The sequence below is a fragment of the Hylemonella sp. P2_B10 genome (assembly GCF_056404875.1).
Genome location: NZ_JBFUDE010000004.1, coordinates 313,163 through 334,088 on the forward strand (window position 1 = coordinate 313,163; position 20,926 = coordinate 334,088).

Sequence of the window (20,926 nt, forward strand, 5' to 3'; positions counted from 1 at the left end):
TCAGCCGGCACAGCAGGTGTCGATGACCTCGCGCACCAGCGCGTCAGGTGCAGCCTGCACCACGGCCGTGCCGTCACGCCGCGCCAGCACGAACTTGATGGCGCCGGCCTCGGCCTTCTTGTCCACCCGCATCAGCGCCAGGTAGCGACCAGCGTTGTCGGCCACATCCAGCATCGCCCCTTTGACGGGCAGGCCGGCGGCATCGATCAAGCGGGTCAGGCGTGCCACCTGCGCCTCATCCAGCAGGCCCAGGCGCTGCGACAGCGTGGCGGCCATCACCATGCCAGCACCCACTGCCTCGCCATGCAGCCACTGCCCATAGCCCAGGCCGGCCTCGATGGCATGGCCGAAGGTGTGACCGAAGTTCAGGATGGCGCGCAGGCCGCTCTCGCGCTCGTCCTGCGACACCACCCAGGCCTTGATCTCGCAGCTGCGGCGCACCGCGTGGGCCAGCGCCTGAGGCTGGCGCGCCAGCAGCGCGGGCATGTTCGCCTCTATCCAGTCCAGGAACGCCAGGTCGGCAATGGGCCCGTACTTGATGACCTCGGCCAGGCCGGCGCTCAATTCTCGCGCCGGCAACGTGGCCAGGCTATCCAGGTCACACACCACCCGCAGGGGTTGGTAGAACGCGCCGACCATGTTCTTGCCCAGCGGGTGGTTGATGGCGGTCTTGCCTCCCACGGACGAGTCCACCTGCGCCAACAGCGTGGTGGGCACCTGCACGAAGGGCACGCCACGCATGTAGCAGGCGGCGGCAAAGCCAGCCATGTCGCCCACCACGCCGCCGCCGAGCGCGAACAGCACGGTCTTGCGGTCACAGGCGTTTTGCAGCAAGGCGTCGAACACCTGGTTCAGCGTCTCCCAGGTCTTGTACTGTTCGCCGTCGGGCAGCACCGCGGTGTGCACCTGCGGGTAGTGGGTGGCCAGCGCGGATCGCAGTCGCGCCAGGTACAGCGGAGCCACGGTGGCGTTGGTCACCACCAGCGCGGCGCTGGCCGAAGGCAGGCCCGCATAAGTGGCCGCATCGCCCAGCAGGCCCTGGCCGATGGCTATCGGGTAGCTGCGCTCGCCCAGCGCGATGGACACCGTCTGGCGTATGGATGAACTCATAGCCCACAAGTGTAGGCGCTGCGCGGCGGCTGCCGCGACCTGCCAGCGGATAACCCGGCCGGGCCACTGCCGGCGGGCCGCGCCAGGCCTAGGACGCCGGCTTGTTCTGCATCAGCTCCATCTGCATGGCCATCATGTTGACCAGCGTGGGGACCGAGATGCGGGCGGTGTCCAGCACATAGTGGGCGGCCTCGCGGTACAGCGGGTCACGCGCCGCGTGCAGCTCGCGCAGCCGCTCCAGCGGATCGGCCACCTGCAGCAGCGGACGGATGGTGTCGTGGCGCAGGCGCCGGCCCAGGTCCTCGGGCGTGGCGTTCAGGTAAAACACCGTGGTGCGCTGGCGCAGGTGCTCGCGGTTGGCTGGCCGCAGCACCACGCCACCGCCGGTGGCCAGCACGCCCTGGCGCTCGCGCGTCAGCCGCTCGATCACCGCCTCTTCGACCTCGCGGAAAGCTGGCTCGCCCTCGCGCTCGAAAAATTCGCGTATCGAACAACCCAGCCTGGCCTCGATCTCGTGATCGGAGTCCAGGAAGGGCAGTTGCAGCCTGCGGGCCAGGTGCCGGCCGACGGTGGATTTACCAGAGCCGGGCAGGCCGACGAGGCTGATCACCGGTCACGGAACGGCAACGTCGAAGGTGGTGGGCGTGCCATTGGGGGATGTCACGCGCACGGTCACCACCGTGCCCGAGCAGCCGGTCAAACCAATGCTTGTGGTCGTGCCCAGATCCTCACCGGGCGAACCGGGTTGCGGCGGGACGTTGGGCACCACCGGCTGGGTATTGGAACCCACCGTGCAGGTGCTGGCCTGGGCGGTCGCGGTCACCGAGGTGCCCGAGGGCATGGGCAGCAAGGGGTTGTCGAAGCTGTTCAACTTCACCGTGAACGAGGTCACAGCCGAGTTGGTGGGCGCCTTGACCAAGCTGACGAGGGCTCTGCTGGAGGAGAACAGGATCACCGCCTGCTGGCGCACCGTGGTCGCCAGCGAGCTGCCGGTGCAGGTGTTGGTCCGGCTGGGGAAGGTACCCCCCGCACCCGCGCAGGACACGTTACCACCCTTGGGGATGACGAACTCGCCGACATCGTAACTGCCGTTCTCGTTGTCGTCGCGGTAAGCGTCGCCCTGGTCGAGGATGGCGTCGGTGCCGGGGTCATAGGCGTTGTTGCCATTGGCGTCGGTGAACTGCTTCAGTCCTTCGGCAAAGGCCAGCACAGAGACGCGGCCACCCACCGGACGCGGGTTTTGCGAAATGAAGGGCACCGTGCACTGGGCGACACCACCCACCCGCGCGGTGGCGCAGCTGGGCGCCACCTGGCCGCCCTCGGTGGTGAAGTTGATCACCGTGCCATCGGGCACCGGGTTGCCCTGGCGGTCAGCCACGCGCACGGTCAGGCTGGTGCTGGAGCCATCAATGCCCCAGCCCTCGATGTTGAATACCGACACTGACAGGCTGAAAGCGTTCTGCGACGGTGGGCCGGAGGCCACTGTCAGGTTCTTCGAGGTGGTGAACACGCTGGGAGAACCGACCAAGGAAGCCTTGACTTCCACTGGGCCGGGGATGGTGCCGGAGAACACGTTGATGGTGGCCACACCACCGACGTCCGTGATGACGGTGGTGGGCAGGGTCGAACCGCTGGCGCCCAGGCCCACGCCGCCGGGGTTGATGGTCAGCGAAATGTTGACGTCCACGTTGGGCATGGGCGTGCCGGTGGAGTCCAACACCAGGAACTTCACCAGCGAGTTCTCGGTCGCGCCCGAGCCCTTGACGAAGATCTGCGAAGGCGTGGCGCTGACGAAGTTGATGGCGTTGGCCACCGGCGCGGCCACCGTCAGGCTGGCCTTCTGGATCGGCGTGCCGACGGCGGACGCGCTCAGCGTCACCACGCCGCTGCACGAGCCGCCGCCCACCTTCACCGCCGAGTAGGTGGTGCTGGCCAGACCGTTGCCGTCGGTGGTGACCAGGTTGGGAATGGTGCCGCAATCGGCGGAGAACGACACGTTGACGCCAGAGGCCGCGACGCCGTTGGAGGTAGCGTTCACCACCACCGAGGTGTTGCCGCCCTGGTTCAGGTTCTTGCTGCCCAGTGTGATTGTGCTCAGGCTGATGTTGGCGGCAGCGACGGCGAAATCCGAGGAAGCGCTGAAGCTGAGTGTTCCATCCGCAGCCTGGGCGGACACGGTGGCCGCCCCTACGGTCGACACCGTGGCCGGACTGATGGACACCTGCGCCTGTCCCTGCGCGTTGGTCAGGGCCGTGGGCGAAGACAGCACCGCCAGCGCACTGCTCAGCGTGAAATTGACCAGCCGATTGGCGATGGGCGTGCCGTTGCCATCCTTGAACGTGGCTTTGACATAGTTGCCATCACCAAACTTCACGTTCGACACCACGACATTGGCCGAGTTGAAGATCTGCACCGACATCACGGGCGCTGCCGACTGGCCGCTGGCGGCCACGGCAAAGTCCAGGGAACCAGTGACGGCGTTAGTGCCATCGGACGTCGTGGCGGTCAACGTGCCCGCTGCGGCACCGGTGCCCGCCGTGGGGGCGACATTGACCTGCGCTTCACCGGCGGCGTTGGTCAACGCTGTGGTCGACGTCAGGGCCACAAAGGAAGGCGCCACAAAAGTCACCACCCGGCCGGCGATCGGCAAGCCGGCCGCGTCCTTGAAGGTGGCCTTGAAATAGTTGCCACCGGTGGCTGTCACCGTGGTCACCACCGTGTTGGTGGCATTGAACAATTGCAAAGTCAGCGTGGGGCTCGGCTTGACGGTGCCGGTGCCGCTGCTGGACGTACCCGCGCTGCCACCACCGCCGCCGCAGGCGCTGAGGATGGCAAACGCCAACAGCGCCGCCAGTGACTTGCAAACTTGTAAATACTTCATACCTTGCTTCCCGAAGTTTCCGTGTCTGGTGTGTTTCAGCGCGCGATGCTGCGATCTGAAATCATCTTGGGCGTGATGAACACCAGCATTTCCTGCTTGTTGGTGCTGCGCGATGTGGTCTTGAACAGGTTCCCCAGGCCGGGTATATCACCCAACAACGGCACCTTGGTGACACTGTCGCTCTCATTCAACTCGAAAATCCCGCCGATCACCACGGTGCCGCCGTTGTCCACCAGCACCTGGGTCTTGATGTGCTTGGTGTTGATGGCAAAGCCGGCGGCGGTGGACTGGCCCACGCTGTCCTTGGTCACGTCCAGGTCCAGGATGATGTTGCCCTCGGGCGTGATCTGCGGTGTCACTTCCAGCTTCAGGTTGGCTTTGCGGAAGGCGATGGCGGTGGCACCGCTGGAAGAGGCCTGCTGGTAGGGCAGCTCGGTACCCTGCTCGATCAAGGCCTTGACCTGGTCGGCGGTGACCACACGTGGGCTGGACACCACCTTGCCCTTGCCGTCGGCCTCCAGCGCGGAAATCTCCAGGTTCAAGAAGCGGTTGGCCGCCGAGCTGAACAGCGAAATCGCCAGCGAAGCCGGGTTGTAACCGTTTTGGCCCACGGCTGGCAGCGTAACAAACTGCGTGTTGGTCGTGTCCAGAACGTTGTTCGCCTCGCCGGTGGTGGACGCCACAGCGTTGTAGCTGCCGCCGAAGGCAATGCGGCCGGTGCCGCCGGCCAGCGCGTAGCCGGAGTCGCCACCGCGCACGGTGCGCAGATCACTGCCACCCAGCTTCACCCCCAGCGACTTGCCGAACGTGTCGGAAGCCTCGACGATGCGCGCCTCGATCAACACCTGACGCACCGCGATGTCCAGTTTGGAGATCAGCGCCTGCACCTGCTCCAGCTTGCTGCCGATGTCGGTGACAAACAACTGGTTGGTCCGCGGCTCGGCGATCACACTGCCGCGCGGGCTCAGCAAGCGCGCGCTGGCCGCGCCACTGCCGCCGCCGCTGGCGGTCAATTGCACGGCCACGTCAGCGGCCTTGGTGTAATTCAGCTGGAACGACTGCGTGCGCACCGGCTCAAGGCCCTCCAGCGCGACGTTGGATTCGCGCTCCTGCTTCTCCTTGGCGATGATCTCGTCCTTGGGTGCGATCCAGATCACGTTGCCCGACTTGCGCATGCCCAGACCCTTGGCCTGCAAGATGATGTCCAACGCCTGGTCCCAGGGCACGTCCTGCAGGCGCAGGGTCACGGCGCCGGAAACCGAATCCGAAGTGATGATGTTGAAATTGGTGAAGTCAGCGATCACCTGCAGCAGTGAGCGCACCTCGATGTTCTGGAAGTTCAACGACAGCTTCTGGCCGTTGTAGCCCGGGCCTTGCGTCAGCTTGCCCGGATCAACCTTGGGCGTCTTCAACTCGACGACGAACTGGTCATCACTCTGGTAGGCGGAATGCTCCCAGTTGCCACGCGGCTCAATCACCATGCGCACGCGATCGCCCACCTGGGTGACCTTGAACGATTGCACTGGCGTACCAAAGTCGGAGACATCGTACTCCCGCCGCTGGCCCTCGGACAACGAGGACTTCATGAATTCCACCACCAGGTTTTTGCCCTGCTGGCGTATGTCCACGCCCACCTGGCTGTTGGACAGCGACACCACCACCCGACCCGAATCAGCCACACCGCGACGGAAGTCGATGTCCTTGATGGGCAGGGAATCGCGGTTGCGGCTTTCGGCGAACACCGGTGTCGTAACAGCCACGGGCGCGCCACCGGCCACCGGCGACAGCATTACATACAGAGACTTGCCCTGGATCTCTGCCTTGTACGTGGTGGCCTGCTTCAGGTTCAACACCACGCGGGTACGGTCACCGGCCTGCACCACGCTGGCCGAGCGCAGGTTGCCCTGGTTGATTTCAATCGTGGAGCGCCCCATGGTGTTGGCCACGCCGGGGAAATCCAGCGCGATGCGCGCGGGCGACTGCACCGCGAAACCCGTGGGCAGGGCCGTCAGCGGCTGCGACAAATCAATGCGGACGACCTCGCTGCCACCCTGGATGGAGCCGGAAACCGCCTCGATGGCCGATTGGGCGTGAGCCGCGGTGGCAGCGACCAGCAGGGAAAGCACGGTACACGCATGCTGCCACGCCTTCTTCTCAGACCACCAGTTCCGTTTGCTCATTTCGACCTCTCTTGCAGCTGCAATGTGGCTGTGCGTTCTGTCCACTCGCCCACAGCGTCTTGCACAATTTCACGCAGGGTGATTTCGGTTTCGTTGATCTTGGTGACCTTGCCGTAGTTCTGGCCAAGGTAGTTGCCCAGGCGCACCTGGTACAACAGGCTGTCCACCCGCACCAGCGCCACCGGCTGGCCCTCCTTGATGATGTTGCCCACCAGCGCCATGGAGTCCAGCGGAAAGGCTTCCAGCGGCTCCTTGCGGCGCGCCAATTCCGGTGCCACCAAGGCAGCGTTCGACGCCGCCTGCGCGGAATCGCGCATCAGCGCCTGGGTCAGCTTGTTGCGGCTGAACGGCTCGACAGCGTTTTCCTGTTTATAGGATTCAGGCTTGAACTGCTTGGGCTCAGGTATCGGTTTGACCCGGGGGCGGGTCTGCGCTCTTTGCTCGGCCATCCACGCGCGCAGCTCGTCCTCGCCGGACATGCCACAGCCCACCAGCACCAGCACAGACACGGCCAGCACGGCCAAACCAGAAAGTTTGGTCATTTCTTGCCTCCCGCGCTCTTGCGTTGCGCCGACACTTCATCGTTGTCCAGGTAGCGGAAAGTCTTGGCGGTGGCCTCCATCGACAGCGAGCCCTCTCGCAGCGGTGTGATGGACAGGTTGTTCAAGGTGACGATGCGCGACAGATTGGCAATATCCGAGGCAAAGGCGCCCACATCGTGGTAACGCCCCGTCACCCTCACCGAGATGGGAAGCTCGGCGTAGTAATCCTTGACCGCCACCAGACCCGGCTTGAAGAGGTCAAACTGCAGGCTGCGGCCCAGGCCCGCCTGGTTGATGTCCGACAGCAGGGCATCCATTTCTGCCTTGCTGGGCAGTTGCTTTTCCAGCTGGGTCACATACTGCTGCACCTGCTCGCGCTGCTTTTTCAGCACATCCAGGTTGACGGCCTTGCCCAGCTTGGTGGTGTAGTCCTCGCGCAGCTTGACTTCCTTGGCTTGCTCGCTCTCCAGCTCGACCTGCGAGCCGTCCAGCCAGGCGAACCACAGGCCCACCACCACCGCTATGGCCACCACCACGAACAACCCGTAGCGCGGCGCGGCCGGCCAGGACGACGGATCCTTCGGGTCCAGGTTGCGGAACTGCGACACCAGGCGCTCCTGCAGAGCCTGGAAATCGATCTGGGGCAGGGATTTGCTTTTTGTGGCCATGCTCTGCGCCCCTTTTATTTCTTGGCCGCAGGCGCGGAGGCCGGCGAGCTCGCGGCAGAGGCAGCGCGCGCAGCAGCCAGGGCCTTCTCGGCCTCGCTGGAACGCAACAGGCGCACACGCAGGGTGAAATTGGCCACGCGCTTGCTGTCGCGCCCCAGCGCCATATTGGCGCCGACAATCTCGATGAGCTCCGGCTTGGTGAACCAGGGCGTGCCAGACGCCAGGTTGCGCAGCAGCTCGGAAATGCGCTCATTGGATTGCGCCACACCCACCAGCGAGACCAACTGGCCATCCTGCTTCATGCTGGTGATGTAGACGCCATCGGGCAACTGCTTGACCAGCTCGGTCAGCAGGTACACCGGCATGTTGCGGTCGGCCTGCAAATCCTCCACCGCCTGCTGGCGCGCGCTCAGGGCGCTGATCTCGGCCTCCAGGCCGGCGATCTCCTTGATCTGCGCTTCCAGCTTTTTGATCTCGGTTTCCAGCACGCCATTCTTGCCCTGCTGCACCGAGATCTGGGCCTGGAACCACAGGAAGATGGCGACGGCGATCAGGCCGCCGGCGAGCGCCGAGGCGCCCAATGACACGTTGAAGATGTCGCGCCTGAGCTTGCGCGCGGCCTCGCGGTGCGGCAGCAGGTTGATCAATATCACTGTGCAAACCTCCGCAAGGCCAGACCGCAGGACGTCAGGTAGGACGACGCCTCGCGGGTCATCTTCTTCAGGCGCACCGCATTGCCGATCTCCATGCCTTCGAACGGGTTGACCAGCGTGCAGGGGAAATTGGTGTGCAGGGTGACGGCTGCCGTCAGGCCCGGCAGTGCGGCCGAGCCGCCGGCCAGCATCACGTAATCCACCTTGTTGTGCGGGGTGCTGGTGAAGAAGAACTGCAGCGCGCGGCCGATTTCCTGCACCATGCTTTCCACGAAGGGCTTGAGCACGGAGGCGTCATAGTCCTCGGGCAACTCGCCACTGCGCTTCTTGGTTTCGGCCTCTTCCATCGAAAAACCGTACTGGCGCACAATCAGTTGCGTCAACTGCGCGCCGCCAAAGGCCTGGTCGCGGTCGTACAGCACGTCGTCATCGCGTATCACCTGCATGCTAGTGGTCAGTGCACCGACCTCGAACAGCGCCACGATGGCGCCCTTGCCCGCTTCCGGCAGGTTGGCGATCAACCGGCCGGTGGCCAGGCGCGAAGCATAGGATTCGACATCGACGATGACCGGCTTCAGCCCGGCGGCCTCGGCCAGGCCCTGGATGTCCTGTACTTTCTCGCGGCGGGAGGCGGCGATCAGCACCTCGATGTCGCCCACCGAGGCGGCGCTGGGGCCGACCACGCAGAAGTCCAGGCTGACCTCGTCCAGCGGAAAGGGGATGTACTGGTTGGCTTCGGTCTCGACCTGCAGCTCCAGGTCCTGGTCGCTCATGCCACCCGGCAGGATGATCTTCTTGGTGATCACGGCCGAAGGCGGCAGCGCCATGGCGGCATTGCGCGTCTTGGTCCCACTTTTCTTCACCAGGCGGCGCAACGCCTCGGCCACTTCGTCGAATTTTTCAATATTGCCGTCGGTGATCCAGCCGCGCTCCAGCGGCTCGATGGCGCAGCGCTCCAGCACCAGGTTTCCGGTCTTGTCCTTGTCCAACTCGACCAGCTTGACGCTGGACGAACTGATGTCCAGACCCAACAAAGGCGCTGGCTGTCGGCTAAACAACGACCGAAAATCGATCAAGACTGTCCCCTGATAGAAGCCGGAAAAGCACCGGCGGAACTTAAGAAATCACTTGAATGCTATCAGTAAGCTCCTTGTCCGGCAAAGGTTTTTTCGAATTTTGAAAGTTACAACCGTTGTCAAAAGCAGACGCTTGGAAGCTCTATGATAGGGGACTGAGGTGTCTTTGCAATGCGGCGCATGGCCCAGCGCAGACCCGCCCAACGAGTGCCCGCCCATGCCCCGCAACCGCGCATTTTTATAATGATGGCGCGACCTTACGAAGATTTTTATGCCCACAGAGCCCAGCAGCAAGGACCCCGGTGAGGGCAAGCCCGGCAGCCCCGCCCCGGCTGCCAAATCCGCCGCCGGCGCCAAGCCGCTGCCGTTGCCACTGAAAATCCTGGCTTGGGTGGCTGGGGTGTTGGCCGCCGGTGTGCTGTCGGTCTTCATCCTGTTTGGCATCGTGCTGGCAGTGGCCTACCCCAGCCTGCCCGATGTGTCCGACCTGTCGGACTACCGGCCCAAACTGCCGCTGCGGGTGTTTTCCGCTGAAGGCGTGCTGCTGGGCGAATTCGGCGAGGAACACCGCAACCTGACGCCCATCGCGCAGATTCCGCAGGTCATGAAAAACGCTGTGCTGGCCATCGAAGATGCGCGCTTCTACCAGCACGGCGGCGTGGACGTCCGCGGCGTGGCGCGCTCTGTGTTGGCCAACATGGGCAAGGCCAAGAGCCAAGGCGCCTCCACCATCACCATGCAGGTGGCGCGCAACATCTACCTGTCCAAGCAGAAATTCTGGTCGCGCAAGGTCTACGAGGTGCTGCTGACCTTCAAGCTGGAGCATCTGCTGACCAAGGACCAGATCCTCGAGATCTACATGAACCAGATCCCGTTGGGCCGTCGCGCCTTCGGCTTCGCGGCGGCGTCGGACGCCTATTTCGGCAAACCGCTGAAGGACATCACCATCGCCGAGGCGGCCATGCTGGCCGGCATCCCGAAGGCGCCCGAGGCCGGCAACCCGATCAGCAACTTCAAGCGCGCCCGGGTGCGGCAACTGCACATCATCGACCGCATGGCGGAAAACCGCTTCATCACCCCGGAACAGGCCGAAGAGGCCAAGAAGCAGGAGCTGCGGCTGCGCTCCGGCAGCGACACCAATGGCGTGCACGCCGAGTATGTGGCCGAAACCGTGCGCCAGCTGATGTTCACGCAATACGGCGAGGAAACCTACACGCGCGGCCTGAATGTGTACACCACCATCAAGGCCGGCGACCAGGAAGTGGCCTACAAGGCGCTGCGCAAGGGCCTGATGGACTACGAGAAGCGCCAGATCTACCGCGGACCCGAGCAGTTCTACGAGTTGCCGAAGAATGCCCAGGAGCTGGAAGAGGCCATCGACGACGCGCTGGACGAGCACCCTGACAACGGCGACGTGATGGCCGCCGTGGTGCTGGAAGCCAACCCCAAGATGATCAAGGCGGTGCGCCAGAACGGCGAGGCGGTGGAGATCGTCGCCGAAGGCCTGCGCCCGGCCACCTCCGGCCTGTCCGACAAGGCGCCGCCCAACATCAAGATACGGCGCGGCGCGCTGATACGCGTGATGAAGACGCCCAAAAACACCTGGGAGATCACCCAGCTGCCCGAAGTGGAAGGCGCTTTTGTCTCGCTGGACCCGCGCGACGGCGCCATCAAGGCCATGGTGGGGGGCTTTGATTTCGAGAAGAACAAGTTCAACCACGCCACCCAGGCCTGGCGCCAGCCGGGCTCCAGTTTCAAGCCCTTCATCTACTCCGCCGCGCTGGAAAAGGGCTTCACCCCGGCCACCGTGATCAACGACGCGCCGCTGTTCTTCGACGCCGCCTTCACCGGCAGCCAGCCCTGGGAGCCGAAGAACTATGACGGCACCTTCGACGGCCCCATGACGCTGCGCCGCGCGCTGGCCAAGTCCAAGAACATGGTGTCCATACGCATCCTGCAGTCCATTGGCACGCGCTACGCGCAAGAGTGGATCACCCACTTCGGCTTCGAGGCCGAAAAACACCCGGCGGTGCTGCCGCTGGCGCTGGGCATAGGCTCGGTGACGCCGATCCAGATGGCCACCGCCTACTCGGTGTTCGCCAACGGCGGCTACCGCGTCAACCCCTGGCTGGTTGCCAAGGTCACCGAGCAGAAGGGGCGCGTGCTGGCCCAGTTCACGCCGCCGCCGCTGGCGGAGTCTGCACGCGCCATCGAGCCGCGCAACGCCTACATGATGACCAGCCTGCTGCAGGAAGTGGCGCGCAGCGGCACGGCGGCGCAGTCGCAGGCGCAGTTGAAGCGCCCCGACCTGTACGGCAAGACCGGCACCACCAACGACTCCATCGACGCCTGGTTCTGCGGCTTCCAGCCGACGCTGATGGCGGTGAGCTGGATTGGCTATGACAACCCACGCAAGTTGGGCGACCGCGAAACCGGCGGCGGCTTGAGCCTGCCGGTATGGATCAGCTACATGCAATACGCCTTGAAGGGCGTGCCGGTGCAGGAGTTCACACCGCCCGAGGGCGTGGTGCGCGTCAACGGCGAGTGGTTCTACGACGAATACACCAAAGGCAGCGCCGTCACCAGCCTGGGTATGGACGACAAACCGGCCGGCGACCCGGCGACCGCCAATCCGGCAACGCCGACGCCGCCCAGCGCGGAAGAGAAGAAGAATATTCTGGACCTGTTCCGCAACTGAACGGGGGCTGCTGCCCTCGGTTGGCCCTGCTCTGGCGTTTTCGTTGGTGTTTGCGTTGGCGTTGCCCCGCAGCGTGCCAGCCTGAAAATTGGCCTTCCCAGGTTGCACATGGGGCCCTTTGCCAATTTTCAGGCTGGCACCTGTGAGCAGCCGAGGAGCGCAGAGCTGGGCGGAACAAGAAGCGTGCATGTTTGAGCGAAGCGAGTTTGCACGCTTCCCGCCCAGATCGAGCACCGGAGGGAAGTCCGCGCAGCGGACCTGCTCACCGGGGAAGGAGCCAAACAACCGCCGCCGCGCCACATGCCCAGTGCCGCAGCCGGAGACAACAAAACCAGGCGCGAAATCAGGCCTGGAAAGCCAGCGCCACACCCGCTTGCTCGCTGGCGTAACGCGTCAGGTTGGCGAAGAACTCGCCCTGGCCTTTGGTGTCCTGCCAACGGTCGCCATCGAACTTGAAGTGGTAGCCGCCCGAGCGGGCCGCCAGCCACACCTCATGCAGCGGCTTTTGCAGGTTGACCACGATCTGGCTGCCGTTGGGGAACGCCAGCGTCACCATGCCGCCCACGCGCTGGTTGTCGATGTCGGCGTCGGTCCGCTCGTTCAGCGCGTCACAGCAGCGCTCCACGCTGCTCAGCAGGGCCTCGGCCCGGTCCATGAATTCGTTGTCGGTCATAATTTCGGCATGTTGCGCATTGCTCAAATTCTAGTCAGTCGCCTTGTCCTTGCGGGCAGCATGGCGGTGCCGACCCTCTTGCTGTTGACCGCCTGCGGCCAGCAAGGCCCGCTGTACCTGCCCACTGAGCCTGCCGCCGCCGGTCGGGCCACGTTGCCCGAGACACTGCGCCCCAGCGGCATCCTGAGCCCGGCCCCAGCGGCCGCGCCCGGTGTCACACCACCCGCCAGCGCGGCCCGCTGAGCGCCCTCTCTTTTTTTCACCGAGTCTTTCCTTGTCCACCACCCCTGCCTTCCTGCCCGGCCAGCCGCACATCGCCTACCGGGGCGCGCAACTGCACATCGAACAATTGGCCGCCGCCGACCTGGCGCGTGAGCACGGCACGCCGCTGTTCGTCTATTCCAAGGCCGCCATGCTGGCCGCGCTGCAAGCCTACCAGCGCGGCTTTGGCGACCACCAGGTGCAAATTTGCTACGCGATGAAGGCCAACTCCTCGCTGGGCGTGCTGCAAGTGTTTGCGCAGGCGGGCTGCGGCTTTGACATCGTCTCCGGTGGCGAACTGGAGCGCGTGCTGGCCGCCGGTGGCGACCCGGCCAAGATCATCTTCTCAGGCGTCGGCAAGACGCGCGCCGAGATGCGCCGCGCGTTGCAAGTGGGCATAGGCTGCTTCAACGTCGAGAGCGAGGCCGAACTGCTGGTGCTCAACGAGGTGGCGCTGGCCGAAGGCCAACGCGCCCGCGTCAGCGTGCGCGTCAACCCCAATGTGGACCCCAAGACTCATCCCTACATCTCCACCGGGCTGAAGGGCAACAAGTTCGGCGTCGCGCACGACCGCGTGCTGCCCACTTACAAGACCGCCGCCAGCCTGCCCGGGCTGGAGGTGGCCGGCATTGACTGCCACATCGGCTCGCAGATCACCCAGGAGGCGCCCTATCTGGACGCCATGGACCGCATCCTGGACCTGGTGCAGGCGGTGGAGGCCGAGGGGATACGCCTGCACCACATCGACTTCGGCGGCGGCCTGGGCATCAACTACAGCGGTCAGGCCGGTGAAATGCCGCCCAAGGCCGACGAGCTGTGGCCCAAGCTGCTGGCCAAGGTGGACGCGCGCGGCTTTGGCCAGCGCCAGCTGATGATAGAGCCCGGCCGCTCGCTGGTGGGCAATGCCGGCGTCTGCCTGACCGAGGTGCTGTACCTGAAGCCCGGCGAGCAGAAGAACTTCTGCATCATCGACGCCGCCATGAACGATCTGCCGCGCCCGGCCATGTACCAGGCCTTCCATGCCATCGTGCCGGTGGCGCCACGCCCGGCGGCGCCGGAAAGCACCTGGGAAGTGGTGGGCCCGATCTGCGAAAGCGGCGACTGGATAGGCCACGACCGCCCGTTGGCCATTCAGCAGGGCGACCTGCTGGCGGTGCTGTCGGCCGGCGCCTACTGCGTCAGCATGGCCAGCAACTACAACTCGCGCGGGCGCGCCGCAGAGCTGCTGGTGGACGGCGACAAGGCGCACCTGATACGCGCGCGCGAGAGCATAGAAGACCAGTTGCGCGGCGAGAAGCTGGTGGGCGGCTGAGCACCGCTCGGGCCAGTCGCACTATCTTTTTTGCAGCACTGCCGCAGCTGCGCCGTCAGCGGCCAGCTTCCTGCCCGCGAACTGCCACAGCCGCCAGCCCAGCAGCACGCCCAGAATGGCGGCGTACACCGCCACTTCGGCAAAGTTGTGCTTGGCTGCGCGCATCCAGAAGAAATGCAGGATGGCCAGCCCCGCCACCCCATACACCAGCTTGTGCAGCCGCTGCCAGCGCCTGGCCCCCAGCGCCTTGATGGCGCGGTTGAACGAGGTGGCGGCCAGCGGCGTCAGCAGCACAATGGCCGTGAAGCCCACCAGGATGAAGGGGCGCTTGGCGATGTCCCGGGCGATGTCGCTCAGCTCAAAACCCATGTCGAACCAGCTGTAGGCCAGCAGGTGCAGCACGGCATAGAAATACATGAACAGGCCCAGCATGCGGCGAAAGCGCGCCAGCGCCGGCGTGTGGGTGATCACGCGCAAGGGTGTCACCGCCAGCACGATACAAAGGAAGCGCAACGCCCAGTCGCCGCTGGCGCGTATCAGCGCCTCGGCCGGATTGGCACCCAGGTCATTGGTGGCGGCGCGGTAGAACAGCCAGGCAAACGGCAACAGCGCCAGCAGGAACACCACCACCTTGGCCCAGGGGCTGAGCAGCAACTTCTTCATGGCACGGAATGCGAGGGCGTAGAAGCAGGCCGCTTCAGTAGTACTTCTTCAGGTCCATGCCGGCGTACAGCTGACCGACCTGGGCCTCGTAGCCGTTGAACATCAGCGTCTTGCGCTTCTTGGCAAACAGGCCGTCCTCGCCGATGCGGCGCTCCATCGCCTGGCTCCAGCGTGGGTGGTCCACATTGGGGTTGACGTTGGAGTAGAAGCCGTACTCGTTGGCGGCGGCCTTGTTCCAGGCGGTGCCGGGTTCCTTGTCGGTGAAGCGAATCTTGACGATGCTCTTGCCGCTCTTGAAGCCATATTTCCAAGGCACCACCAGGCGCACCGGCGCGCCGTTCTGGTTGGGCAGCACCTCGCCGTACATGCCGAAGCTCAGCAAGGTCAGCGGGTGCATGGCCTCGTCCATGCGCAGGCCTTCCGCATACGGCCAGTCCAGCACGCGCGAGCCGACAAAGGGCATGGTCTTGGGATCGGCCAGGGTGACAAACTCCACGTACTTGGCATTGCCCAGCGGCTCCACCTTTTTGATCAGCTCGGCCAGCGAATAGCCCACCCACGGGATCACCATGGACCAGCCCTCGACGCAGCGCAGGCGGTAGATGCGCTCTTCCTGCGCGGACAGCTTCAGCAGGTCTTCCAGCGTGTATTTGGCGGGCTTCTTCACCAGGCCCTCGACGCTGACCGTCCACGGCGTGGTCTTCAGCGTGTGGGCATTGACGGCCGGGTCGGCCTTGTCGGTGCCGAACTCGTAGAAATTGTTGTAGCTGGTGGCGTCCTTGTAGTCGGTCAGCTTGTCCATCGTGGTGGCACCGGCCACGGTGGATTTCGCACCCGGCAACGCCGCCAGCTTGCCTGGCCGCGCCACCTGGGCGTGGGCGTCGCGCGTGGCCCAGCCGGCCATGGCCGCGCCGGCCACGCCGCCGGCCATCAGCTTGATCAGCTCACGCCGGTTCTGCTGGATGTGCTGCGGCGTGATCTCGCTGGGCACGCCGTGGTCAAAGCCGGGGTCTTGGCTGCGGATAAGCATGGTGCGGTTTTTCCTGTGGTTGTGCATCAGTCGCCGCTGGCGGCGCTTTCTTACACCGGTTGACCCGCGTGCCGCCTACAAGGTTCCGTAACTGTGCAGGCCGCTGAGGAACATGTTGACCCCCAGGAAGGCGAAGCTGGTCACCGCCAGCCCTGCCAGTGCCCACCAGGCCGCCACGGTGCCGCGCAGGCCCTTCATCAGCCGCATGTGCAGCCAGGCGGCGTAGTTCAGCCAGACGATCAGCGCCCAGGTTTCCTTCGGGTCCCAGCTCCAGTAGCCACCCCAGGCCTCGGCCGCCCAGAGCGCCCCCAGCACGGTAGCGATGGTGAAGAAGGCAAAGCCGACGGCAATGGCCTTGTACATCAGGTCGTCCAGCAGTTCCGGCGCCGGCAGCTTTTCGGCAATGCGCTTGCGGCCAAACAGGATGGCACCCATGATGGCGGCGGAAATCAGCGCGTACACCAGCCAGTAGCTGCCGCCGGCCTCTGGCGTGGTCTTGCGGAACACGATGGGCACGAAACACAGCACGATGCCCAGCAGCCACAGCGGCGTCAGCTTGTACCAGCGGGTCTCCAGGGCCTGCTGCTTGATCAGGTAGGCAAAGGCCACCATGGCCGACAGCGCGAAGGTGCCGTAGCCGATGAAGTTGGCCGGCACGTGCAGCTTCATCCACCAGCTTTTCAGTGCCGGCACCAGCGGCTGGATTTCATGCGCCTCGCGCACCACCGTGTACCACAGCAGGAAACCCACCGCGGCGCTGACCACCAGCATCACGAACGCCCCCAGCGAGCGGGTCTTGTACTGGGCTTCAAAGTACAGGTAGAAGGCGGTGGTGATCCAGCAGAACAGCACGAACACCTCGTACAGGTTGCTGACCGGGATGTGGCCGACGTCGGCGCCCACCAGGTAGCTTTCATACCAGCGCACCATGGTGCCCGTCAGCGCCATGGTCACGGCCACCCAGGCCAGGCGCGAGCCTATGGCCTCCATGGCGGCGCTCTGGCCACGCGCCACCACGCCCAGCCAGTAAAACGCCGTGCTCATGAAGAACAGCACGCTCATCCACAGGATGGCCGACTGGCTGGAGAGGAAATACTTCAAGCCGAACACTGTCTCGGCGCGCGCCAGGTCGCCGTGGTACAGGCCTATGCTGGAGAGCGCCAGCACCACCACCACCGCCATCAGCGCCTGCAGCGGCCGCCAGAACCAGCCCAGCCAGGCGAAGAACGGCACCGCCGCCAGCAGGATGCCCTGCTCGTAACCATCCATGTAGGCCGCATAGCGGCTGTAGGCGAAGACGGCACCGCCAGCCAGCAGCGTGGCAAACACCCAGTCCAGCCAGTTGCGGCGCGACAGGAAGGAAGGGTTCAGGGTCAGCGTGGCGGTGTTCATCAAGGGACTCCCAGCAGCTTGGCTTTCAGCTGCACAAATTCGTGGTCGGCATCCAGCGTCTTGCGGTTGCTGGACAAGGCCATGGTGGCGCTGGCCTGGGCGCTCTCGCCCGGCACGGCGGCCAGCCACACCCACAGGCGGCGCTCGCGCACATAGAGCATCGCAAAAACGCCCAGTATCAGCAAGGCGCAACCCAGATAGACCACATTCTTGCCCGGGGCGCGCGCCACCTGGAACACGCTGGCCTGCACCTGGGTGAAGCTGTCCAGCTGGAAGATCATGGGCGCCGGGTACAGCATGGCGTCGCCCAGCGACAGCACCGCCTGCGTCATCCAGCCCTGGGTCTTGTCACCCGGCTCCAGCGGCGCCAGGCCGGCACGCTCGCGGCTCAGTTGAGCCAGTTCGAACAGCACGCCGTTCAGGATGCGTATCAGCACCTCGCCGGCACGGCTACGCTCGGCCTGCGGCACATTGGCCTCCAGAAAGTCGGACACCGCCTGCAGCCCGCCCACGGCCTTGCTGCCGTTGACCGTCTCCGCACCGGCAAACAGCGCCAGCATGCGCGATGCCGAATCGCTCAGTTGCCGGGCCAACTCGGGCTTGGCCGGGTCCACGGCCTTGACCACGTAGCGGCGCACGGCGGCTTCGCGGCTGGCGGCGTCGCTCAGCGCGCCACGCAGGCGCATGAAGCCCTGCATGCTGTTGGCCTCGTCGGCCGGCAGGCGCAGGTAGCGGAAGTTGTCGGCTGGCGTGTCGCGCACGCCCAGCAGGAACACCGGCACGCCGTCACCCGTGTCCACCGGCACCATGTAGTTGTTGAACTCGCGGGCCTGGCCGGCTGCGTCGCGCAGCTTGTAGTTGATGCTGGGGCCGACGTTGCGCAGGTCCTTGCGCGTGCTGGTCTTGTTGGCCGCGCCCAGGCGCGAGTCGATGGAGGCGCGCAGGTCGACCTTGCGCACGTCCACCCCATCGCCCTCACCGGCGCCATCCCTGGCGCTCTTGCCGCTGGCAAAATTCTCCACGTTGATGACGCGCAGGCCGGTGTACTCCAGCGTCATCTTCTCGTCGCCGTTGACCAGTTGCGAGGTGCCGCCTATGGTGCCGTCAATGTCAAAGCTCTTGCCGGCCGGGTTCACCGGGATGGCCTTGAGCTTGACGGCCGAGCCACCGTCGTCGAAGCTGGACTGGTAGATCTCCACCCCCTTGTAGCTGGCCGGGTGGTTCACCTCCACGCGGGCCGGCACCTTCTCGCCGGTGGCCAGGTCGTGGATCACGATGTCGCTGGCGAACAGCTTGGGCATGCCGGTGGAGTAGTACTCGACGATGAATTTCTTCAGCTCCACCGCAAACGGCAGTTCCTGCAGCACGATGCCGTCAGGCTGGTTCAGCACCGCGGTGCTGGCCTGGGTGCCCTCGGCCACCATCAGGTTGGCGCGGAAGGTGGGATTGCCGGTGCCCAGCCGGTACTGCGCCGGCACGTCGGCGATGGTGCCGCCGCCGGTGTAGGCCTGTTTGCCCTGCAGCAGCATTTGGGCGCGCACCACCAGGTCGCCGTCCAGCAGGCCGCCCAGGCACACCAGCACGATGGCACTGTGCGCCGCCAGGTAGCCCAGCTTGTTGGCTGCACCCATCTTGGCAGCCACCATCCAACCGGTGCCCTCCGCCGACTCGCGCTGCTGCAGCTTGACCTTCCAGCCGGCACCCACCAGCTGCTGGCCGATCTGCTGCGCCGCCTCCTGCGGGCTTTGCGCCAACGGCCCTTCGGCCCGCAGGTGGAAGGCGCGCAGGCTCTGGACGCGTATGCCTTCCTTGAAGGTCTTCAGGTCCTGGAAGATCTTGGGCGTGTTGCGGGCAATGCACAGCGAGGTGCTCATGACCAGAAAGGCCAGGATCAGCAGGAACCACCAGGCGCTGTAGACCGTGTACAGGCTGGCCTTGTCGAACACCTGGGCCCAGAACGGGCCGAACTGGTTGACGTAATTGCCCTGCGGCTCATGCTGCTTCAGCACCGTGCCGATCACCGAGGCGATGCAGATCACCGTCAGCAGCGAGATGGAAAAGCGCATCGACGACACCATTTCCACCAGCGCGCGCCAGGTGCGCGAGCCGCTGCGGATGTCCATGCCTTGGGTGGAAACAGTCATGCGAGTGAGGGAACAGACATCAAATTGCCAGCGTGATAAAGCTCAAAAGGGCGGGCCCACCCAGTAGATGGAGCCGCCCTCGTCAGAGAAGAACCCGGCCGCTTGGTTCAATGCATCGGCCGGCAGCCCTCCGGGATCAGTGCAAACCAGCGATGTAGTCGGCCACCGCCTTGATTTCGCGGTCGTTCAGCTTGGCGGCCACATCGGTCATTTGCGGGCTGTTCTTGCGGCCACCATCGCGGAAGGCCTTCAATTGGGTCTCGGTGTAGTCGGCATGCTGGCCGCCCAGACGCGGGTACTGGGCCGGGATGCCGGCGCCGTTGGGGCTGTGGCAGCCGGCGCAGGCGGCGATGGAGCGGTCGGCAATGCCGCCGCGGTAGATGCGCTCGCCCAGGGCGACCAGCTCCTTGTCCTTGGCAAAGCCGGCCTTGGCCTTCTTGCTGGCGACCCAGAACGCGATGTTCTTCATGTCGTCGTCCGACAGCGTGGCGGCAAAGCCGGACATGATGGGGTTGGCGCGCTTGCCGGACTTGAAGTCCTGCAGTTCCTTGATCAGGTACTGCGGGTGCTGCTGCGACAGCTTGGGGTTGACCGGCGTGCCAGAGTTGCCATCGGCACCGTGGCAGGCGGCGCACACGGCGGTGAAGCTGGCCTCGCCCTTGGCCAGATCAGGCTTGGCGACCTTGGCCGGGGCCGCAGCGCCTTCGGCCTTGGCGGGCGCGGAAGCAGCTGGCTTGTGCTCATCGGCGGCGAGGCTGGAGAAGGCGGAGCCTGCCAAAGCGGCGGCCATGAACAGAGAGGCAATCAGCTTCATAGGAGTTGTTGTGTCAGATGGGCGTCACTACGCAAAACGGTGTAATTCTACAATGCCGCTTTGAGACACCCATTCCCCCCATGACAACCCCCTCTAAGCCGCCCCCCCGGGTTGGCAAGGCCACGGCCACGCCGCCGGCCGCAAAATCGCAGGCCACCATCGCCGCCGGCTGGCTGCACACCGCCCGTTTCCTGACCACCGCGCCAGACCTGCAATGGCTGCCGCCGATGGAGGTGCCCGAAATCGCTTTTGTCGGCCGCTCCAACGCCGGCAAGTCCACCTGCATCAACACGCTGACGCAGCAAAAGCAGTTGGCCTTTGCCTCCAAGAAGCCAGGCCGCACCCAGCACATCAACCTGTTTTCGCTGGGCAAACAGGGGGTGACCGACGCTGTGCTGGCCGACCTGCCCGGCTATGGCTATGCTGCTGTGCCCAAACAGGACAAGCTGCGCTGGCAGCAGGTGATGGCCAATTATCTGGTGACACGCGAAAACCTCAAAGCCATCGTGCTGATGTGCGACCCGCGCCACGGCCTGACCGAGCTGGACGAAATCCTGCTCGACGTGGTGCGGCCCCGGGTGGCAGAGGGCCTGAAATTCCTGGTCATCCTGACCAAGGCGGACAAGCTGACCCGCGCCGAGGCCACGAAGGCGCTGTCCATCGCCAAGCTGCAAGCCGGTGGCGGCGAGGTGCGGCTCTTTTCCGCCACCAAGCGCACCGGCATTGACGAGGTGTCGCAGTTGCTGTGGCAGTGGGCGCATCCTGAAGTTGACGCCGTGGCGACAGACGAAACCCCCAAGGCGAGCGAGGCTGCACCAGAATAGGCCGC

Annotated in this window: 18 protein-coding genes; 4 read left to right on the forward strand and 14 right to left on the reverse strand. The window is 64.9% G+C overall.

The features are described 5' to 3' along the window. The 8 genes from aroB to AC1DX2_RS19350 form a co-directional block, all read right to left on the reverse strand. Positions 1–1,110, reverse strand: a complete 1,110-nt coding sequence (gene aroB, locus AC1DX2_RS19315) for a 3-dehydroquinate synthase (RefSeq protein ID WP_477198024.1) — start codon at positions 1,108–1,110, stop codon at positions 1–3. Positions 1,111–1,198: 88 nt separating this feature from the next. Beyond that, positions 1,199–1,720 (reverse strand): shikimate kinase, encoded by a 522-nt coding sequence (locus tag AC1DX2_RS19320; protein ID WP_477198025.1) that lies wholly within the window; start codon positions 1,718–1,720, stop codon positions 1,199–1,201. Between the two features lie 3 nt (positions 1,721–1,723). After that, positions 1,724–3,991: an Ig-like domain-containing protein gene (locus AC1DX2_RS19325; RefSeq protein WP_477198026.1), complete on the reverse strand. Its 2,268-nt coding sequence runs from the start codon at positions 3,989–3,991 to the stop codon at positions 1,724–1,726. 35 nt (positions 3,992–4,026) lie between these two features. Continuing rightward, entirely contained in the window at positions 4,027–6,171 is a 2,145-nt protein-coding gene (locus tag AC1DX2_RS19330) for a type IV pilus secretin PilQ (protein ID WP_477198027.1), read from the reverse strand. After that, positions 6,168–6,713, reverse strand: coding sequence for a pilus assembly protein PilP (locus tag AC1DX2_RS19335; protein WP_477198028.1), 546 nt, complete (start codon positions 6,711–6,713; stop codon positions 6,168–6,170). The genes AC1DX2_RS19330 and AC1DX2_RS19335 overlap by 4 nt, the downstream gene beginning before the upstream one ends. Further along, complete coding sequence (locus tag AC1DX2_RS19340; protein WP_477198029.1) at positions 6,710–7,381, reverse strand: type IV pilus inner membrane component PilO; 672 nt, start codon at positions 7,379–7,381, stop codon at positions 6,710–6,712. Before AC1DX2_RS19340 ends, AC1DX2_RS19335 begins: the two co-directional genes overlap by 4 nt. 14 nt (positions 7,382–7,395) lie before the next feature. Next, a complete protein-coding gene (locus AC1DX2_RS19345; protein WP_477198030.1) occupies positions 7,396–8,034 on the reverse strand; it encodes a PilN domain-containing protein in 639 nt (212 codons plus the stop codon). Next, entirely contained in the window at positions 8,031–9,110 is a 1,080-nt protein-coding gene (locus AC1DX2_RS19350) for a pilus assembly protein PilM (RefSeq protein WP_477198031.1), read from the reverse strand. Before AC1DX2_RS19350 ends, AC1DX2_RS19345 begins: the two co-directional genes overlap by 4 nt. A 271-nt stretch (positions 9,111–9,381) precedes the next feature. On the opposite strand from AC1DX2_RS19350, the gene AC1DX2_RS19355 reads away from it, so the two are divergent. Beyond that, the gene (locus tag AC1DX2_RS19355; protein WP_477198032.1) at positions 9,382–11,808 is read left to right on the forward strand and encodes a penicillin-binding protein 1A; all 2,427 of its coding nucleotides are present in this window, start codon (positions 9,382–9,384) and stop codon (positions 11,806–11,808) included. 343 nt (positions 11,809–12,151) lie between these two features. Here AC1DX2_RS19355 and cyaY read toward each other — a convergent pair whose 3' ends face one another. Continuing rightward, entirely contained in the window at positions 12,152–12,481 is a 330-nt protein-coding gene (cyaY, locus tag AC1DX2_RS19360) for an iron donor protein CyaY (protein ID WP_477198033.1), read from the reverse strand. Positions 12,482–12,541: 60 nt separating this feature from the next. Between cyaY and lptM the strand changes: the two genes are divergently transcribed. Further along, positions 12,542–12,724 (forward strand): LPS translocon maturation chaperone LptM, encoded by a 183-nt coding sequence (gene lptM, locus AC1DX2_RS19365; protein WP_477198034.1) that lies wholly within the window; start codon positions 12,542–12,544, stop codon positions 12,722–12,724. Positions 12,725–12,755: 31 nt separating this feature from the next. Further along, the gene (lysA, locus tag AC1DX2_RS19370; protein WP_477198035.1) at positions 12,756–14,054 is read left to right on the forward strand and encodes a diaminopimelate decarboxylase; all 1,299 of its coding nucleotides are present in this window, start codon (positions 12,756–12,758) and stop codon (positions 14,052–14,054) included. Positions 14,055–14,075: 21 nt separating this feature from the next. On the opposite strand, the gene AC1DX2_RS19375 is transcribed toward lysA, so the two are convergent. The 5 genes from AC1DX2_RS19375 to AC1DX2_RS19395 form a co-directional block, all read right to left on the reverse strand. Then, the gene (locus AC1DX2_RS19375; RefSeq protein WP_477198036.1) at positions 14,076–14,717 is read right to left on the reverse strand and encodes a protein-methionine-sulfoxide reductase heme-binding subunit MsrQ; all 642 of its coding nucleotides are present in this window, start codon (positions 14,715–14,717) and stop codon (positions 14,076–14,078) included. 34 nt (positions 14,718–14,751) lie between these two features. After that, positions 14,752–15,747, reverse strand: a complete 996-nt coding sequence (gene msrP, locus AC1DX2_RS19380) for a protein-methionine-sulfoxide reductase catalytic subunit MsrP (RefSeq protein WP_477198037.1) — start codon at positions 15,745–15,747, stop codon at positions 14,752–14,754. A 75-nt stretch (positions 15,748–15,822) separates the two neighbouring features. After that, complete coding sequence (ccsB, locus tag AC1DX2_RS19385) at positions 15,823–17,139, reverse strand: c-type cytochrome biogenesis protein CcsB (RefSeq protein WP_477198038.1); 1,317 nt, start codon at positions 17,137–17,139, stop codon at positions 15,823–15,825. Next, positions 17,139–19,283: a cytochrome c biogenesis protein ResB gene (locus AC1DX2_RS19390; RefSeq protein ID WP_477198039.1), complete on the reverse strand. Its 2,145-nt coding sequence runs from the start codon at positions 19,281–19,283 to the stop codon at positions 17,139–17,141. The genes ccsB and AC1DX2_RS19390 overlap by 1 nt, the downstream gene beginning before the upstream one ends. A gap of 136 nt (positions 19,284–19,419) precedes the next feature. Then, positions 19,420–20,097 (reverse strand): c-type cytochrome, encoded by a 678-nt coding sequence (locus AC1DX2_RS19395; RefSeq protein ID WP_477198040.1) that lies wholly within the window; start codon positions 20,095–20,097, stop codon positions 19,420–19,422. 80 nt (positions 20,098–20,177) lie between these two features. On the opposite strand from AC1DX2_RS19395, the gene yihA reads away from it, so the two are divergent. After that, entirely contained in the window at positions 20,178–20,921 is a 744-nt protein-coding gene (yihA, locus tag AC1DX2_RS19400; protein WP_477198041.1) for a ribosome biogenesis GTP-binding protein YihA/YsxC, read from the forward strand. The last annotated feature ends 5 nt before the right edge of the window (positions 20,922–20,926 follow it).

Coding starts and splice junctions, on each gene's coding strand:
- aroB (WP_477198024.1), bottom strand. CDS start 1,110: ATGAGTTCATCCATACGCCAGACGGTGTCCATCGCGCTGGGCGAGCGC.
- AC1DX2_RS19325 (WP_477198026.1), bottom strand. CDS start 3,991: ATGAAGTATTTACAAGTTTGCAAGTCACTGGCGGCGCTGTTGGCGTTT.
- AC1DX2_RS19330 (WP_477198027.1), bottom strand. CDS start 6,171: ATGAGCAAACGGAACTGGTGGTCTGAGAAGAAGGCGTGGCAGCATGCG.
- AC1DX2_RS19335 (WP_477198028.1), bottom strand. CDS start 6,713: ATGACCAAACTTTCTGGTTTGGCCGTGCTGGCCGTGTCTGTGCTGGTG.
- AC1DX2_RS19340 (WP_477198029.1), bottom strand. CDS start 7,381: ATGGCCACAAAAAGCAAATCCCTGCCCCAGATCGATTTCCAGGCTCTG.
- AC1DX2_RS19355 (WP_477198032.1), top strand. CDS start 9,382: ATGCCCACAGAGCCCAGCAGCAAGGACCCCGGTGAGGGCAAGCCCGGC.
- cyaY (WP_477198033.1), bottom strand. CDS start 12,481: ATGACCGACAACGAATTCATGGACCGGGCCGAGGCCCTGCTGAGCAGC.
- lptM (WP_477198034.1), top strand. CDS start 12,542: ATGGCGGTGCCGACCCTCTTGCTGTTGACCGCCTGCGGCCAGCAAGGC.
- AC1DX2_RS19375 (WP_477198036.1), bottom strand. CDS start 14,717: ATGAAGAAGTTGCTGCTCAGCCCCTGGGCCAAGGTGGTGGTGTTCCTG.
- msrP (WP_477198037.1), bottom strand. CDS start 15,747: ATGCTTATCCGCAGCCAAGACCCCGGCTTTGACCACGGCGTGCCCAGC.
- ccsB (WP_477198038.1), bottom strand. CDS start 17,139: ATGAACACCGCCACGCTGACCCTGAACCCTTCCTTCCTGTCGCGCCGC.
- AC1DX2_RS19390 (WP_477198039.1), bottom strand. CDS start 19,283: ATGACTGTTTCCACCCAAGGCATGGACATCCGCAGCGGCTCGCGCACC.
- AC1DX2_RS19395 (WP_477198040.1), bottom strand. CDS start 20,097: ATGAAGCTGATTGCCTCTCTGTTCATGGCCGCCGCTTTGGCAGGCTCC.
- yihA (WP_477198041.1), top strand. CDS start 20,178: ATGACAACCCCCTCTAAGCCGCCCCCCCGGGTTGGCAAGGCCACGGCC.